Annotated in this window: 10 protein-coding genes and 2 pseudogenes; 7 read left to right on the forward strand and 5 right to left on the reverse strand. The window is 62.1% G+C overall.

The window, feature by feature from the left end:
* Positions 1-115: 115 nt before the first annotated feature.
* Positions 116-946 carry a siderophore-interacting protein gene (locus A3C3_RS0109635; protein ID WP_022714396.1) on the reverse strand — a complete coding sequence of 277 codons (831 nt, stop codon included), beginning with the start codon at positions 944-946 and terminating at the stop codon, positions 116-118.
* Positions 947-1,284: 338 nt separating this feature from the next.
* On the opposite strand from A3C3_RS0109635, the gene A3C3_RS0109640 reads away from it, so the two are divergent.
* Both A3C3_RS0109640 and A3C3_RS0109645 read left to right on the forward strand, forming a co-directional pair.
* A complete protein-coding gene (locus tag A3C3_RS0109640; protein WP_022714397.1) occupies positions 1,285-1,686 on the forward strand; it encodes a DUF488 domain-containing protein in 402 nt (133 codons plus the stop codon).
* Positions 1,687-1,761: 75 nt separating this feature from the next.
* Positions 1,762-2,109: a membrane protein gene (locus tag A3C3_RS0109645; RefSeq protein ID WP_022714398.1), complete on the forward strand. Its 348-nt coding sequence runs from the start codon at positions 1,762-1,764 to the stop codon at positions 2,107-2,109.
* Between the two features lie 644 nt (positions 2,110-2,753).
* Here A3C3_RS0109645 and A3C3_RS48120 read toward each other — a convergent pair.
* Positions 2,754-4,355, reverse strand: a pseudogene (locus tag A3C3_RS48120) (ATP-dependent helicase); the annotation flags it as partial.
* A 132-nt stretch (positions 4,356-4,487) separates the two neighbouring features.
* A pseudogene (locus A3C3_RS48125) lies at positions 4,488-5,348 on the reverse strand (ATP-dependent helicase); the annotation flags it as partial.
* Positions 5,349-5,702: 354 nt separating this feature from the next.
* Between A3C3_RS48125 and A3C3_RS0109660 the strand changes: the two are divergent.
* From A3C3_RS0109660 to A3C3_RS0109675, 4 genes are all read left to right on the forward strand, one after another.
* On the forward strand, positions 5,703-6,887 hold the full coding sequence (locus A3C3_RS0109660; protein WP_022714401.1) for an efflux RND transporter periplasmic adaptor subunit: 1,185 nt from the start codon (positions 5,703-5,705) through the stop codon (positions 6,885-6,887).
* Complete coding sequence (locus tag A3C3_RS0109665) at positions 6,884-10,042, forward strand: efflux RND transporter permease subunit (protein WP_022714402.1); 3,159 nt, start codon at positions 6,884-6,886, stop codon at positions 10,040-10,042. Before A3C3_RS0109660 ends, A3C3_RS0109665 begins: the two co-directional genes overlap by 4 nt.
* A 264-nt stretch (positions 10,043-10,306) precedes the next feature.
* The gene (locus A3C3_RS0109670; protein ID WP_022714403.1) at positions 10,307-11,305 is read left to right on the forward strand and encodes a flagellin N-terminal helical domain-containing protein; all 999 of its coding nucleotides are present in this window, start codon (positions 10,307-10,309) and stop codon (positions 11,303-11,305) included.
* Between the two features lie 197 nt (positions 11,306-11,502).
* Positions 11,503-12,168, forward strand: a complete 666-nt coding sequence (locus A3C3_RS0109675) for a YiaD family glycine zipper/OmpA-like lipoprotein (RefSeq protein WP_022714404.1) — start codon at positions 11,503-11,505, stop codon at positions 12,166-12,168.
* Between the two features lie 52 nt (positions 12,169-12,220).
* Here A3C3_RS0109675 and A3C3_RS0109680 read toward each other — a convergent pair whose 3' ends face one another.
* Entirely contained in the window at positions 12,221-12,628 is a 408-nt protein-coding gene (locus A3C3_RS0109680; protein WP_022714405.1) for a DUF2000 family protein, read from the reverse strand.
* 32 nt (positions 12,629-12,660) lie between these two features.
* On the opposite strand from A3C3_RS0109680, the gene A3C3_RS0109685 reads away from it, so the two are divergent.
* Positions 12,661-13,548 (forward strand): AraC family transcriptional regulator, encoded by an 888-nt coding sequence (locus A3C3_RS0109685; RefSeq protein ID WP_022714406.1) that lies wholly within the window; start codon positions 12,661-12,663, stop codon positions 13,546-13,548.
* Here A3C3_RS0109685 and A3C3_RS0109690 read toward each other — a convergent pair.
* On the reverse strand, positions 13,508-14,599 hold the full coding sequence (locus A3C3_RS0109690) for an AbrB family transcriptional regulator (RefSeq protein ID WP_028739528.1): 1,092 nt from the start codon (positions 14,597-14,599) through the stop codon (positions 13,508-13,510). The two genes, A3C3_RS0109685 and A3C3_RS0109690, sit on opposite strands and share 41 nt — an antisense overlap.
* Positions 14,600-14,788: the final 189 nt, after the last annotated feature.

Below are 14,788 nucleotides of genomic sequence, written 5' to 3' on the forward strand. Positions count from 1 at the left end.
CTTTTTTTGGAGGAAGCGCGCATGTGCCGCGAGTGAGATGGCAGGACGCGGCCTGCCGGCGCCTCATTCGGGGAAGGCAGGCCCCCAAGCCAATACCAGCGGCACGGGCGGCGATTCAATCGCCGTGCGTTTCGTGGAAGTCGGCCTGGCCGCGCTTCCAGTAGCCTGCTGCTTTGATCCAGGCTTTCGGATGCTGGCGCTCATCGACCATGATGGCGCGCAGGCGCTTGGCGATGAGGATTTCGCAGGCGATCCAGACATAGCCGTCGCCGACGGGAAGCGTGAGGCCACGCAAAGCCTGGTCGAGCTGATCGGTGGTACCGGCCGGTGACGCGCCGCGATGAAGCCAGAGTGTCGTCAGCCTGGCCTTGCTTTCCAGCGCCTGCTCCTCTTCGGGACCTGCAACTTCGGCAACGACGAGCGCATGGGCGGAAGCCGGTAGTTCCTCGAGGCGGCGGCCGATGGCGGGAAGGGCGGTCTCGTCGCCGACAAGCAGATACCAGTCGAAGTCGGTCGCAACCACGAAGGAGCCGCGCGGGCCGCCGACGCCGAGCATATCGCCGGGTTGTGCACGCAAGGCCCATTCGGTTGCGGGGCCTGTTTCGTGGAGCGCGAAGTCGAGATCGAGCTCGCCCGTCACCGCGTCGAAGCGCCGGGGCGTATAATCGCGCAGCGCGGGCTTGTTGGCCGGATCGATCCTGCCTTCGGGACTCATGTCCGGAAAGACCGGTTCTTCGCCGGCGCGCGGCACGAGAATCTTGACATGATCGTCATGGCCGAGGCTGACGAAATCGTGAAGATCCGGTCCGGCGAGCGTAATGCGCAGCATCTGCGGCGTCAGCCTTGCAATGCGGCGGACCACCAGCACGCGCCGCGTGACATCGCGGCGGACGCGCTCGATCCGGTGGCGATTTTCGGTGGTTTTGGAAGCGGTATCTACCGTCATCGGGGGTTCCTTCGTTCGGAACCGGGGGCGCGGGACGCAGACATGCCGCGCCGCTCGCAACCCGGCTCGGGTTCGATCAGCGCGTTGGTTGACGTTAACGCCTACGTGCCGCCGCGTCAGGCGATGCGGCATATGTCCCCGTGTCTAACCGTCGCTCGGCGGCTTGGCAAGGACAAAACATGATTTTCAAATGAAGGTTTTGTATTCCTTCTCTGCATGCCCGGCCGCGAGCGGATTGGACGCCGACCGGCTCATGCATCCACGGGGTGTGTCTCGCCCGCTGGCGAAAACACGGCCATCGCGCTAGATATCTCGTCCGGCCAGGCGAGGAGACCACAATGGCAATCAGCATCGTGCAACTGGGCTCGCCAAGGAGCAAGGACGAGGGCCTGCGCATCGGCACCGTGCGCCGCCCACCGCGCGGCGTGCCAAAGGAGGAGTTTGCGAGCCGCGACTATTACGACGTCTGGCTGCCGATGCTGTCGCCGAGCCAGGAGCTGGTGGCCGAGGCGAAGGCAGCGCAAACCGAAGCCGAGTGGAAGGCCTTTTCCCGGGCCTATCTCAAGGAAATGGCCGCACCCGACGCCAGCCGGGTCCTCGACACGCTGGCCGCACTCTCGCACACCGCCAACTTCGCCGTCGGCTGCTACTGCGAAAACGAAAGCCGCTGCCACCGCAGCCTGCTGCGCGGGCTTCTTGCGGAGCGTGGCGCGCAGCTCAGGGCGAAAGCCAGTGCCTAATCGGCAGATGCGCTCTCTTGCCGATCCCGGTTATTTCTGCCTTCCTTGGCCAAGAACAACAGCCGGGAGCAAGCCATGATCGAGCCAGGGCCAGAAGAGAAGATCGACGCCACCTTCCGCAATGGCTCGCTGACGGCTGCGGGCATCATTCTCGGCTTTTCGCTGAGCTTCATCAGCCGCTGGGTCTCCAACCCAAACGACTGGAGCCGCATCGACATCCTGCCGATGCTGCTCTTGACCGTCGGCATCGCTCTGCAGGTGAAGGTCTTCGCCGACCTTTTGGCGCGGGATTCGCTGATTGCGGCCAAATACGACCGGTCGCGGCGGCTCTTCCTGATCGGATTGGGCATCGTCGCCGTCGGCATCGCGATCGCGCTCGTCAACGATATTCTGGGGATGGGCAAGATGCCGATGCTGGGGTGAGCGGGCATTCATGCCCGCTCCACAAGACGTTCGCCACACGCTTCTACCCGGCCGTCAGGTTTTGCGCAGCGCCGTCGCGTCGCCGTCCGCATGGATGGTTGAAGAGGTCAGGTCCCAATAAGCTTGTTGCAAGCTGCCAGTGCAATGCCCGGATTGCTGAGAACGGCAATCACCAGAGACAGACCAATCACCGATAGTGAATAGCGTTTCATCTCTATCCTCCTATTCCAGCCCGAAGGGAGTATGGGGGGAGGGAGGGCGGAGGGGGAAGTCACGAATGGGTGAGGTGCAGTTGACGCCGATGTCGGAATGAGGCCTTACCCCCCGTTTAAACAACGTCTGGAGCTCTCGTCTGCAACGATTGCCAAATACCGATATACTCAACCTAAATTCCCGGTTGTATTGCAGTGCCTATACGACGATCAAGCTTGGTCCGTATTCAACGGCGCAAATTACTATACGAAGGTGCTTCAAAACACGCCAAGATGAACGTCGCATGGATGATGAAATCAAGGTTGCGTGTGGCGGACCCGAGATGGCGTTTTGCTTCAAGCCATGGGGCGGCATAAACGCGAAAAAAGCTGGCCGTGATGTTTCAGGGTCAGACTTGGGACGAGATGTCTCGTGCCGCGCAGGCCGGCTCGTCAAACCCGCTCCACAAACCCATCCAACACCCTCTTCTGCCCGGCCCGATCAAAATCGATCGTCAGCTTGTTGCCCTCGATCCCGGTAATATTCCCATTGCCGAATTTCAGATGGAAGACGCGGTCGCCCATCTGGAAGCGGGAAGGTTCGGTGGAGGTCGATTTGGCGACGAGTTCGCCTTCGATGGTGCGGCCCTTGGGGCCGCTTTCGCCGTAGCCGATACGTTCGACCGCGTGGCCCGAGCGCGTGCCCCAATTGTCGCGGGTGGCCTCGGTCTTGTTGGCTTGGGCGCGTTTCCAGCCGGGGGTGGAATAGGAATTGGCGAAGGGGTCGGCCTTGTCGAAGCGCGACTGGCCGTAGCCGCCGCGGCCGTAACCGCCGTAGCTCTGCTCGACTTCGGCGACTTCGACATGGGTGTCCGGCAGTTCGTCGAGGAAGCGCGAGGGGATGGTCGATTGCCAGAGCCCGTGGATGCGGCGGTTGGAGACGAACCAGATGTGGCAGCGGCGCTTGGCGCGGGTGATGCCGACATAGGCGAGGCGGCGCTCCTCCTCTAGGCCGGCGCGGCCGCTTTCGTCGAGCGAGCGCTGATGCGGGAAGAGGCCTTCTTCCCAGCCTGGCAGGAAGACAGTGTCGAATTCCAATCCCTTGGCCGAATGCAGCGTCATGATCGAGACGGCGTCGAGGTCTTCGTTCTGCTCGGCATCCATGACCAGCGCGACGTGCTCCAGGAAGCCACGTAACGACTCGAAGCTCTCCATCGAGCGGATGAGTTCCTTGAGGTTTTCCAGCCGGCCGGGCGCTTCGGCCGTCTTGTCGGCCTTCCACATGTCGGTGTAGCCGGACTCCTCGAGGATCTGCTCGGCAAGTTCGGTATGCGGAGTCGTTTCAAGCCTTTGCTGCCAGTTCCTGAAGCTATGCACCACGTCGAAGAGCGCCTTGCGCGCCTTCGGTTTCAGCTCGTCTGTTTCGATGATGTCGGCGGCTGCGGCGAGCATCGGGATGTCGCGGGCACGGGCGTAGTCGTGCAGCGAGCGCACGGTCGTGTCGCCGAGGCCGCGCTTTGGGGTGTTGATGATGCGTTCGAAGGCGAGGTCGTCGGCGGGCTGTGCGACGAGGCGGAAATAGGCCATGGCATCGCGGATTTCGAGGCGCTCGTAAAAGCGCGGGCCGCCGATGACGCGGTAGTTGAGGCCGAGCGTCACGAAGCGATCTTCGAATTCGCGCATCTGGAAGGAGGCGCGCACCAGGATCGCCATGTCGTTGAGGTTATGCTGCTTGCGCTGCAGGGCCTCAATCTCCTCGCCAATGGCGCGGGCTTCCTCTTCGCTGTCCCAGGAGGCATGCACCTGCACCTTGACGTCTTCGGGATCGACGCGGTCGGTGAACAGCGTCTTGCCGAGCCGGCCTTCGTTGTGCGCGATGAGATGCGCGGCGGCGCCGAGGATGTGTTCGGTCGAGCGGTAGTTGCGCTCCAGCTTGATGACCTTGGCGCCCGGGAAATCTTTCTCGAAGCGCAGGATATTGTCCACTTCCGCGCCGCGCCAGCCATAGATCGACTGGTCGTCGTCGCCGACGCAGCAGATGTTGATGGTGGTGCCCATGATCTCTCCCCTTGTGGGGGAGATGTCGGAGGAGCCGACAGAGGCGGGTGTTCTCGCGCCGGTGCCTGAGGGGATATCCCCCTCTGCCCTGCCAGGCACTTCCCCCCCAAGGGGGGAGATCGACTTGCGGCTCGGCCGCTGTGCCAGCAGCCGCAGCCACATGTACTGCGCGGTGTTGGTATCCTGATATTCGTCGACGAGGATATAGCGGAAGCGCTGGTGGTATTCCTTGAGCAGGTCCGGGTTCTTGCGGAAGATGGCAATGGGATGCATCAGCAGATCGCCAAAATCGCAGGCGTTCAAGGTCATCAATCGCGCCTGATAGGCGACGTAGAGTTCGCGTCCCTTGCCGTTGGCAAATGCGCGGGCGTCGCCTTCGGGAATGTCGGCGGGGCCGAGGCCCTTGTTTTTCCACGTATCGATCATGCCGGCGAATTGCTTGGCCGGCCAGCGCTTGTCGTCGAGACCTTCGGCCTGGATCAGCTGCTTGACGAGGCGCACGACGTCGTCGGTATCGAGGATAGTGAAATCGGACCGCAGGTTAACGAGCTCGGCGTGGCGGCGAAGCAGCTTGACGCCGATCGAGTGGAAGGTGCCGAGCCAGGGCATGCCTTCGACGGCGCCGCCGACGAGCAGCGCGATGCGCTCCTTCATTTCGCGCGCCGCCTTGTTGGTGAAGGTGACGGCGAGGATCTGCGAGGGGAAGGCCCGGCCGGTGCTCAAGATATGCGCGATGCGGGTGGTCAGCACGCGGGTCTTGCCGGTGCCGGCGCCCGCCAGCACGAGGACCGGGCCTTCCAGCGTTTCGACCGCTTCGGTCTGTTCGGGGTTCAGGCCTGCGAGGTAATCCGGCCGCTTCCCGCTGTCGCGGGCGGCCATGGCGCGGGCGGCGATCCCTCCTCCGGCTGCAGGGGCGGGCGCCTGCGGCTTGCGCGGCGCTTCGCCCGGTTCTTCGTCGAAGAAGGGGATATCGTCGAAACTATTGCTCATGGCGCGTAATGTAGTGATTCGGGATGGAAAGGCCAGAAAAGATGTTCTCGGTTCATTCCAGCGCCTCCAGGACGAAAGCCGACCGTTGCCGTCGCGGCGCATTGAGGCCGGCGGCAGATGCTTTATCCAATCCCCTAAAGTAGCGATTGGCTATTCAGGCCGGAAATACGCTTCCGCTCAAGCAAAAGTGACCTGTTTTCGTGAGGATGGAGATTACAATTCTGTAATGACCGGCACGTGCGCTTGATGGCCGCTTGTAAAGGGGCGATATTGCCGCAGTCAGGTGGGGAATATGTCTAAAGGCGCTCTTTCGATCGTCCCAGGTCTGCCCCCGCGGTCCCTTCGGAGACGTGAATGGCTTTTTGGAAGCAGTTTGTTCTTTCTCTTATCGTTATTGCGGCCGGCTTTGCCGGATGGATTTTTCTTGTGCCGCGTGCGGCTGATGTTTTGAGAAATGCCGGCGTCCCGGAAAACCTTGTCGCCAAGGTGGCTCCTCCCGTGGAGCCCGGTGGCGGTGCGTCGGGGCAAGGCGAGGGCGCCCAGGGCGGCGGAGGACGCAATGGCGGCGGGCGCAACAACGCCGTTCTGGTCGTGACACAGGCCGTCGTGCAGGGCGTGGTCAACGACCGGCTGAACGCGATCGGCACAGGCGACGCGATCCGCTCGGTGGCGGTGACGCCGCAGGCAATGGGCACGATCCGCGAAATTCTCATCAAGTCCGGCGACAAGGTCAAGCAGGGTCAGGTGCTTGCCAAGCTCGACAGCGAGGAGCAGGTGATCGCCAAGGGGCAGGCCGAAGTGGCGCTGAAGAGCGCGATCGAGAAATCCAATCTCTATCACAACATCAAATCCAGCGTTGCGCGCATGGACGTATTCGATGCAGAGATCGCCGAGCAGGGCGCGCGGCTGCAGCTGCAGGCCGCCGAACTCAATCTCACCCGGCGCAATATCGTGGCGCCGATCGACGGCATCGTCGGCATCGTCCCAGTCAACATCGGCGACAACGTGACCACCAGCACGCCGATCGTGACGCTCGACGACCGCTCGGAAATCCTGGTCGACTACTGGGTGCCGGAGCGCTTCGCCAATACGGTTTCCGTCGGCCAGCCGGTTGAGGTAACGTCGGTCGCGCGGCCGGGACAGGCGTTCAGCGGAGAGGTCCAGGCAGTCGACAACCGCATCGACGCGGCCAGTCGGACCCTGCGCATCCGCGCCAAGATCGACAACCGCGCGGACGAGCTTCGCGCCGGCATGTCCTTCAATGTCAGCATGAAGTTCGCAGGCGACAAATATCCTGCAGTCGATCCGGTTTCCGTTCAGTGGGATTCGCAGGGCTCTTTCGTCTGGCAGGTGGTCGACGGCAAGTCGCACAAGGTGCGCGTCAGCATCGTTCAACGCAATCCGGATTTCGTCCTCGTGAAGGCCGGCATCAAGGATGGGGACGCCATCGTGACGCAGGGCCTGCAGCGTGTCCGCGAGGGCGGGCCGGTGCGGACTGGCAATGAACTGGCCTCGAACAACGGGGTCAAGACACAATGAACGTGACCGTCACCGACCTTCCAGAGAGAGCCTCCGGCAAGCAGACCTTTACCGCACTCTTCGTGCGCCGCCCGATTCTGGCGCTGGTTTTCAATACGCTGATGGTGGTGGCGGGTCTTGCTGCCTATGCCGGGGTCGAAGTGCGCGAACTGCCGGATGTCGACCGCCCGGTCGTGACCGTGCGCACCATGTTCGACGGCGCTGCACCGCAGACGATCGATCAAGAGGTGACGAAGGTCATCGAAGGCGCAGTTGCGCGCGTCAGCGGGCTGAAATCGATCTCCTCGCAATCGCAGTTCGGCCAAAGCCGCGTGACGCTGGAGTTCTCCGATGCCGTCGATCTCGCCGTCGCCGCAAACGACGTGCGCGATGCGATCGGGCGCATCATGGAGCAGCTTCCCGACGATGCCGACGCCCCGCAGATCGTCAAGGCGGATGCGGATTCACAGCCGATCATGCGTCTTGCGGTCACCTCGACCAAGCTCAACATGGATGACCTGACGCTCCTCGTCGAAAACGAGATCGTCGACCGGCTGGCCTCCGTCGATGGCGTTGCCGATGTCGAGCAATATGGCGACCAGGAAAAGATCTTCCGGGTCGATGTCGATCAGGGCGCTCTCGCAAGCCGCGGGCTGACGGTCGGCGATCTGACGGAAGCGCTCGACAACTCCGCCCTCGACGTTCCTGCCGGATCGCTGAAGAGCACGACACAGGACATCGTAGTGCGCGCCACGGCGAGCCTGCAGAAGCCGGAGGATTTCGCCAATGTCATCCTTCAGGACCGCGTGCGTCTCGGCGACGTCGCGACGGTGACGCTCGGGCCGCGTGATGGCGATACGGCGCTGCGCTCCAATGGCAAGCGCGGCATCGGCCTCGGCGTCATCCGCCAGGCGCAATCGAATACGCTCAATATTTCGAGCGGCATCAAGACGGTGGTCGAGCAGCTTTCGAAGACGCTGCCGGAAGGCACGAAGATCGCGATTACCAGCGACGACGCCGTGTTCATCCAGGGAGCGATCCACGAGGTCGTGCTGGCGCTGATCCTTGCCGGCGTCATCGTCACCGGCGTCATCTACCTCTTCCTGCGAGATTGGCGGGCAACCTTGATCCCCGCGGTTAGCATGCCGGTGGCATTGATCGGCACGCTGGCTGCGATCTATCTCGTGGGCTTTTCGATCAATATCCTGACGCTGCTCGCCATCGTCCTGGCGACGGGTCTCGTCGTCGATGATGCGATCGTGGTGCTCGAGAACATCGTGCGGCGGCGCGCCGAAGGCATGGGTCCGCGGGCGGCGGCCGTCCTCGGCACGCGCGAGGTCTTCTTCGCGGTCATCGCGACTACGGCAACGCTTGCCGCCGTCTTCATTCCGCTGTCATTCCTGCCGGGACAGGTGGGCGGTCTCTTCCGGGAGTTCGGCTTCGTGCTGGCCTTCTCGGTCGGTCTCTCGTCGATCGTCGCGCTGACGCTTTGTCCGATGCTCGCCTCGCGCATGCTGACGAAGCCAATGCTGGAGGATCATGGCGCGCTCGGCCACTTCGGCGGGGCGTTTGCACGTGTCTATCAATGGAGCCTGCAGCGTTGCCTCAACGCCCCCTTGGTCGTCATTGTCGCGTCTGTCTTCTTTGCCGGGGCGGCGCTTGTCGCCTTCTCGACGGTCAAGAGCGAGCTTACGCCGAACGAGGACCGCGCCATGGTGATGATGCGGCTCACCGCGCCGCAGGGATCGAGCCTCGAATATACGCGAGACAAGCTGCAGCTCGTCGAAGAATACCTGCAGCCGCTGGTCGACAGCGGCGACATCAGGAACGTCTTTTCGATCTCCGGCCAGGGCGGCTCGGCCAATAGCGGCTTCATGGTGCTGACGCTGGCGCCCTGGGGCGAGCGCGACCGAACGCAGGCGGAGATCGTCCAGGATATCAACCGGGCGGCATCGCGCGTGCCCGCACTTCGCGGTAATGCGATATCCTCGAACAGTCTGCGCATACGCGGCGCCGGCAGCGGCCTGCAGATGGCGCTCGTCGGCAATGACTACGACCGCCTGACGGCTGCCGCCGTCAAGCTGGTGCAGGCGCTGGATGCGACCGGGCAGTATGATACGCCGCGCCTCACCAACGAGCCGACGCAGGCGCAGGTCTCGGTCACGATCGACCGCGAGCGGGCTTCCGATCTCGGCATCGATATCACCGGGCTTTCGACGGCGATGCAGTCGCTGCTCGAGGGACGTTCCGTCGTCGACGTCTTCGTCAATGGCGATGCCTATCCGGTTCTGCTCACTTCGACCATGCGGCCGATCGATGATCCGACGGATCTCGAAAACGTCTTCCTGAAGACCGGCGAGGGCAAGATCGTACCGATGTCGGTCATCGCTTCGATGAAGGAAGGCGCGGTTGCGCCGCAGCTGAACCGTGAATCGCAACTCGCTTCCGTCGCGATCACGGCAGGCCTCAAGGAGGGCATGTCGCTCGGCGATGCCGTCAAGCAGGTGACGGAACTTGCCGAGCCGATCCTGCCGCCAGGGGCGCGTCTTATTCCGCTTGCCGAAGCGGCAACCCTCGAAGAGAACTCCAGCGGCATGGCACTCACCTTCGGCTTTGCGATCGTGATCATCTTCCTGGTGCTGGCGGCGCAGTTCGAAAGCGTGCTGTCCTCGCTGATCATCATGTCGACAGTGCCGCTTGGGCTTGCCTGCGCCGTCTTCGCGCTCATTATCACGGGATCGAGCCTTAACATCTACAGCCAGATCGGCCTCGTGCTGCTCGTCGGCGTCATGGCGAAGAACGGCATCTTAATCGTCGAGTTCGCCAACCAGCTCCGCGATCGCGGGGTAGAAGTGCGCGAGGCGATCGAACGCGCCTGTGCGCTGCGGCTGCGCCCGGTCATGATGACCATGATCGCCACCATCCTCGGCGGCGTTCCGCTGGTCTTTGCGCATGGCGCAGGCGCGGAAGCGCGTATCGCGCTCGGCTGGGTGATCGTCGGCGGACTGGGTTTCGCAACGCTGGTCACGCTCCTTATCACGCCGGTCGCCTATCTGCTGGTGGCGCGCTTTGCCAAGCCACATGCGCATGAGGAAGCCCGTTTGCACGAGGAGATGGCGATTGCGGCACGGCCGAAACCGGTGCCTGATCCCAAGCATCTGCAGGCCGCGGAATAGATTTGACTCCGTCTGCTTTAAACGGCGCCTCCCATCGCGGCGGCGGTTTCGTGGTCAATGAACGGTTGCAAAACAGAATAAATTTCTTCTGAACGTTAGATGTTTCTTAAGCATAAAACGCAATGATCTACCCGTAACCGATCAGATGCCTCCAGCGTTTTGGAGGCTTGCCCACCCGCTGATTTCAGCGCCCGAACATGACGTTTCGCGGACACGGTTCGCTGTTTGTAAGTAGCATGTAGTTGTGTTCGGAGTTCTGTTCCCGTGAGTATTTTTCAACGCACATCTGTCGATGCGGCGCTGCATACGCTTCGTGATATCAACCACAGCCTGACGCGGACGCAGAACCGCGTCTCGTCCGGCTTTCGCGTCGAACAGGCCCGCGACAACGCCGCCTACTGGTCGGTGGCGACGACGGCCCGCTCCGACAATAAGGCGCATGCTGCCATTCAGGATGCGCTCGGTATGGCGGCCGCCACCATGGGTACGGCCTATACGGGCGTTGCGAACGCCGTTGACGTCGTTTCCGAAATCAAGGCGAAACTTGTCGCTGCGACCGAGCAGGGCATCGACAAGGAAAAGATCAATGAGGAGCTGACGCAGCTGAAGGCACAGTTGCGCTCCGTCGCCGAAGCGGCAGCCTTCAACAGCGACAACTGGGTCGTCCTGACGGATGAAGACAATCCTACCGAGCCGAAGCGGATTCCGGCGTCGTATATCCGCAATGCCGACGGCACCGTCACCGTCGGCACGCTGACCTATCATATCGACCTGCCGTCGACGGGCGTCACCACATCGAAGGATGCCCGCTACCTCGTCGACGACCGCTCCGGCGGGAGCGGCGAATACGGCGCTTTGACATCATCCTATTTCGCGACGGAAATGGGCGCTTCGCAGAATTACGTCATGATTTTGAGCAAGGCGGGCAATACCGCCGGACAAGTGGAGATCGGGCTTTCATCCTCGACGACAAAAGATCAGGTCGATGAGATGATCAGCGTAGTGGACGGCATTCTCAGGCAGACGGCCACCGTGGGCTCGGCTTTTGGTGCGCTGGAGAAACGCATCGAGCTGCAGAACGAGTTCGCGAAAACGCTTTTCGACGCGTACAGCTCAGGCATCGGGCGTCTGGTCGATGCCGATATGGAAGAGGAGTCGAGCAAGCTCACGGCGTTGCAGACGCAGCGGCAACTTGGCCTGCAGGCGCTCTCGATCGCCAATGCCAGCTATGACACCGTAAGGCAGCTCTTCCAGAACTTCTAAGCGCATCCGGTCCCGCCTGTCTCGATATTATCAAGCCTGTCGAGACTGCTGTGGCAAATTGGCGATATCCTCGGGATTTGTGCAAGCGAGACGTGTCCATTCCGCTGATTTTGTTTTATCGGAGGGGACGCGTTCATCTTGTTGCCGCATTCCATAATATTTGCTCGGGCCAGCTTCGAACGGAGAGCTTTCTGTCCATGATCAAGAAATTCGTACTTCTGGCGATGACCGCCAGCTACCTGACCGCCTGCACCACGACCGACCCCTATACGGGCGAGCAGAAAATGTCGAATACTGCAGGCGGGGCAATGCTTGGAGCTGTCGGCGGGGCGCTTGCCGGTGCCGCCCTTGGCGGACGCGGGCATGGCCCGCGCAATGCGGCGCTGATCGGCGCGGGCCTCGGCGCGCTCGCAGGCGGCGCGATCGGCAACTACATGGACCAGCAGGAAGCGGAACTCCGCGCCCAGCTCCAGGGCACCGGTATTTCGGTGACGCGTAACGGCGACAACATCATCTTGAATATGCCCTCGAACATCACCTTCGACATCGACCAGGACGCCGTGAAGCCGGGCTTCTATCCGACGCTGAACTCGGTAGCGATCGTGCTCAGGAAGTTCAACCGCACACTGATCGATGTCAACGGCCATACGGATTCCACCGGCAGCCTGCAGCATAACCAGGATCTGTCGCAGCGCCGTGCCCTTTCGGTTGCCGGTTATCTCGGCGGACAGGGTATCGACCAGCGTCGCGTCTCTGCCGTCGGCTTTGGCCCGTCGCAACCGGTCGCGTCGAACGCGACGGAGGCTGGCCGCGCCCAGAACCGCCGTGTCGAGATCCAGATCGCGCCGATCACGCAGAGCTGAGCTGCGCCACATTTATCAACAACGGCCGGGTCATCGCCGGCCGTCTTTCGTTTCAGGCATGCATTGTCGCGCCCTTAGTGATTTTGTCGACGATCTTCTTGCCGGCGCGCAGAGCGACGCCCACGACCTTGGCATCTTCCGGTGCGTATTCGGCAAAGACAGCGCGATTGGCGGCGTCATGGCCGGTTGCAAACATCTCCTCGATGAACAGCGAGGATGAAATCTCGCGTTCCAGCACGCGGCGGTGTATCGCTGAAATCGTCGCCTCATCGGCCGATAGGACGATGATCGGCTGGACTGACATGGCATTGTAGGTGTTGCCGGAGCGGTCCCTGTAGGCCTCACCGATGATCGCCGGATTTTGCCCGGCGATGCCGCTCATCAAAAAGGCGGTTACATTCAGCTTCTGCCATGACGCAAGATTGTTTCGCAGAACGATCGCAATTTTGGTATCAAACATTCCATTCTCTTTCATGCGGTTTCGAGGTCGCGTTGAGCCAGGATGTAACGCCGCAGGTTTTCGAAGGTCTTGAACGTTTGTGCGTGCCAACGGGCGGCGACGGCATTGTGGCCGCGCCAGCCTTTCCCGGCATCGAGCGCATCGAGGCGAAATTCAGCGGAAATGCCTTTGAGCCGCACCGGCACGACACCTATGCGCTCGGAGTGACGCTGAAGGGCGTGCAGACCTTCTCGTATCGCGGCGAAAGGCGCTTCAGCATGCCCGGTCAGGTGATCGTGTTGCATCCAGATGAGGTGCATGACGGCGGGGCGGGCACCGATGACGGGCTGCAATACCGCATTCTCTACCTGGAGCCCGCGCTGCTTGCCGAATGCCTGGAAGCCGAGAAACTCGGGCTGCCTTTTGTCGATCAGCCCGTTATCAGCGATGCGGTTCTTGCCGACGTCCTGCTTGGCGCACTGACCGACCTCGATGGAGAGCTTGACGAGCTTTTCGTCGACGATTTCCTGATGCGCATAGCCGACGGGCTTGTAAGGCACGCGAATGCATTGCGCAGGCTGCCCGCCAGTATAGCCTGGAACCAGGCCCGTTGCGCCCGCGATTACCTTGAAGCCCATGCGACGCGAACGGTGCGTTCCGGCGAGCTTGAATCGTTAACAGGACTCGACCGCTTTACATTGTCGCGGCATTTCCGGGCCGCATTCGCGACCAGTCCCCATCGCTATCTTTTGATGCGGCGGCTGCAGCAGGCACGGACGATGATCGGCGAGGGCGGCGAGCTATCGGACGTCGCCTTTGCCACCGGCTTTGCGGATCAGAGCCACCTGAACCGGCATTTCAAGAAAGCCTACGGCATGACGCCCGGCCAGTGGGCCGCGCTCAGGCGGGGTTTTCAGCCAGGCCGCTCCGCCGCGCGATGAAGCGCGCGAGCATCGGCCCGGTAAACAGGATCACCACAAACCGCCCCACCTGCATCGCCATGACGAAGGGCAAGTCGACATCGCTAGAGGCGGCGATGATGGCAACCGAATCCGCACCGCCAGGGCTGGTCGCGAGATAGGCTGTCAGCGGATCGATGCCCGCGAACATGTGCAGGGCCACGGCCATCAGCCCGCAGATCGACATCAAAAGCAGGATGGAGGCGGAGACGCGCGGCAGAGCGCGGGCAACATGCTTCAGGATCGAACGGGTGAAGCGCAGTCCGATGCTCCAGCCGATCAGGGCATAGCTGATCGCGAGCAGCCACATCGGCAGCTCGATCGTCAGGAGGTCGAAACCCTGCAACAGAGAGCCTGCGAGAAGCGGCAGGATGATGGTGCCACCCTGGACGCGGAAACGGAAGGCGGCATAGACGCAACAACAGGCAAGCAGCACAGTCGCGGCAAATGCCGGCCAGTCGATCGGCGGGAAGAGAACGAGCGGTGGCAGCTCGCCCTCGGCGTCGACCCAGAGACGCGAGACGCCGGAAGCGGCAACGCAGACGAAGACGACGCGCAGATACTGCATGAAGGCGACAAGGCGGGCATCGGCGCCATAGGCCTCCGACATGATGACCATGGCCGAGGCGCCGCCGGGGGAGGAGCCCCAGACGGCTGTGGTGCCGGGCAGCACCTGCAGCCGGGTCAGGAGATAACCGAGCACGCCTGCGATGGCGATCACCGAGACGATGACCAGCATGAAGAGCGGTGCATCCTTGGCCATCGTGGCGAGAATGTCCGGCGTGATGGCGCGCGCCATCATCAGACCGACCAGAGCCTGCCCGAATTGCAAGGGCCAGTAGGGTACGCGCATCTGGCCCTTGCCGATCACCAAGGCGAGAAAGATCGCTGCGATCATCGGCCCAACGAGCAGCGATGCCGGCAGGGCGAAAAGTTCAAGAACGACAACGAGAGCGGTGGAGAGGCTAAGCAGCAGAACCCATCTCGGCAGGCTGGCTTCTCGTATGGCTCGGCTTGTGGCTTTAAACGGCATCGAACGCCTGTCTTTTCCGACCGATGGGCCGCGGTGAACGGCATAGAAATTCATCGGCAGCAACATAAGGACCGGCGGCAGCAGCCGGAAATCTATCGCCGGTATATGGGCAGGTTCAGCCGGCCGCAATTGCGAAATATGGCCAGCTTGGCGAAAATTCCGCCTGGCACGCGCCAGCCGAATAGCAGC

Origin of the sequence: Rhizobium mongolense USDA 1844 (genome assembly GCF_000419765.1) — a bacterium.
In the GTDB taxonomy this organism is placed as follows: Bacteria; Pseudomonadota; Alphaproteobacteria; order Rhizobiales; family Rhizobiaceae; genus Rhizobium; species Rhizobium mongolense.

Bases quoted from the DNA above. Each gene is read 5' to 3' on its own strand.
- A3C3_RS0109635 (WP_022714396.1), bottom strand. From the start codon at position 946: ATGACGGTAGATACCGCTTCCAAAACCACCGAAAATCGCCACCGGATC.
- A3C3_RS0109640 (WP_022714397.1), top strand. From the start codon at position 1,285: ATGGCAATCAGCATCGTGCAACTGGGCTCGCCAAGGAGCAAGGACGAG.
- A3C3_RS0109645 (WP_022714398.1), top strand. From the start codon at position 1,762: ATGATCGAGCCAGGGCCAGAAGAGAAGATCGACGCCACCTTCCGCAAT.
- A3C3_RS0109660 (WP_022714401.1), top strand. From the start codon at position 5,703: ATGGCTTTTTGGAAGCAGTTTGTTCTTTCTCTTATCGTTATTGCGGCC.
- A3C3_RS0109665 (WP_022714402.1), top strand. From the start codon at position 6,884: ATGAACGTGACCGTCACCGACCTTCCAGAGAGAGCCTCCGGCAAGCAG.
- A3C3_RS0109675 (WP_022714404.1), top strand. From the start codon at position 11,503: ATGATCAAGAAATTCGTACTTCTGGCGATGACCGCCAGCTACCTGACC.
- A3C3_RS0109680 (WP_022714405.1), bottom strand. From the start codon at position 12,628: ATGTTTGATACCAAAATTGCGATCGTTCTGCGAAACAATCTTGCGTCA.
- A3C3_RS0109690 (WP_028739528.1), bottom strand. From the start codon at position 14,599: ATGCCGTTTAAAGCCACAAGCCGAGCCATACGAGAAGCCAGCCTGCCG.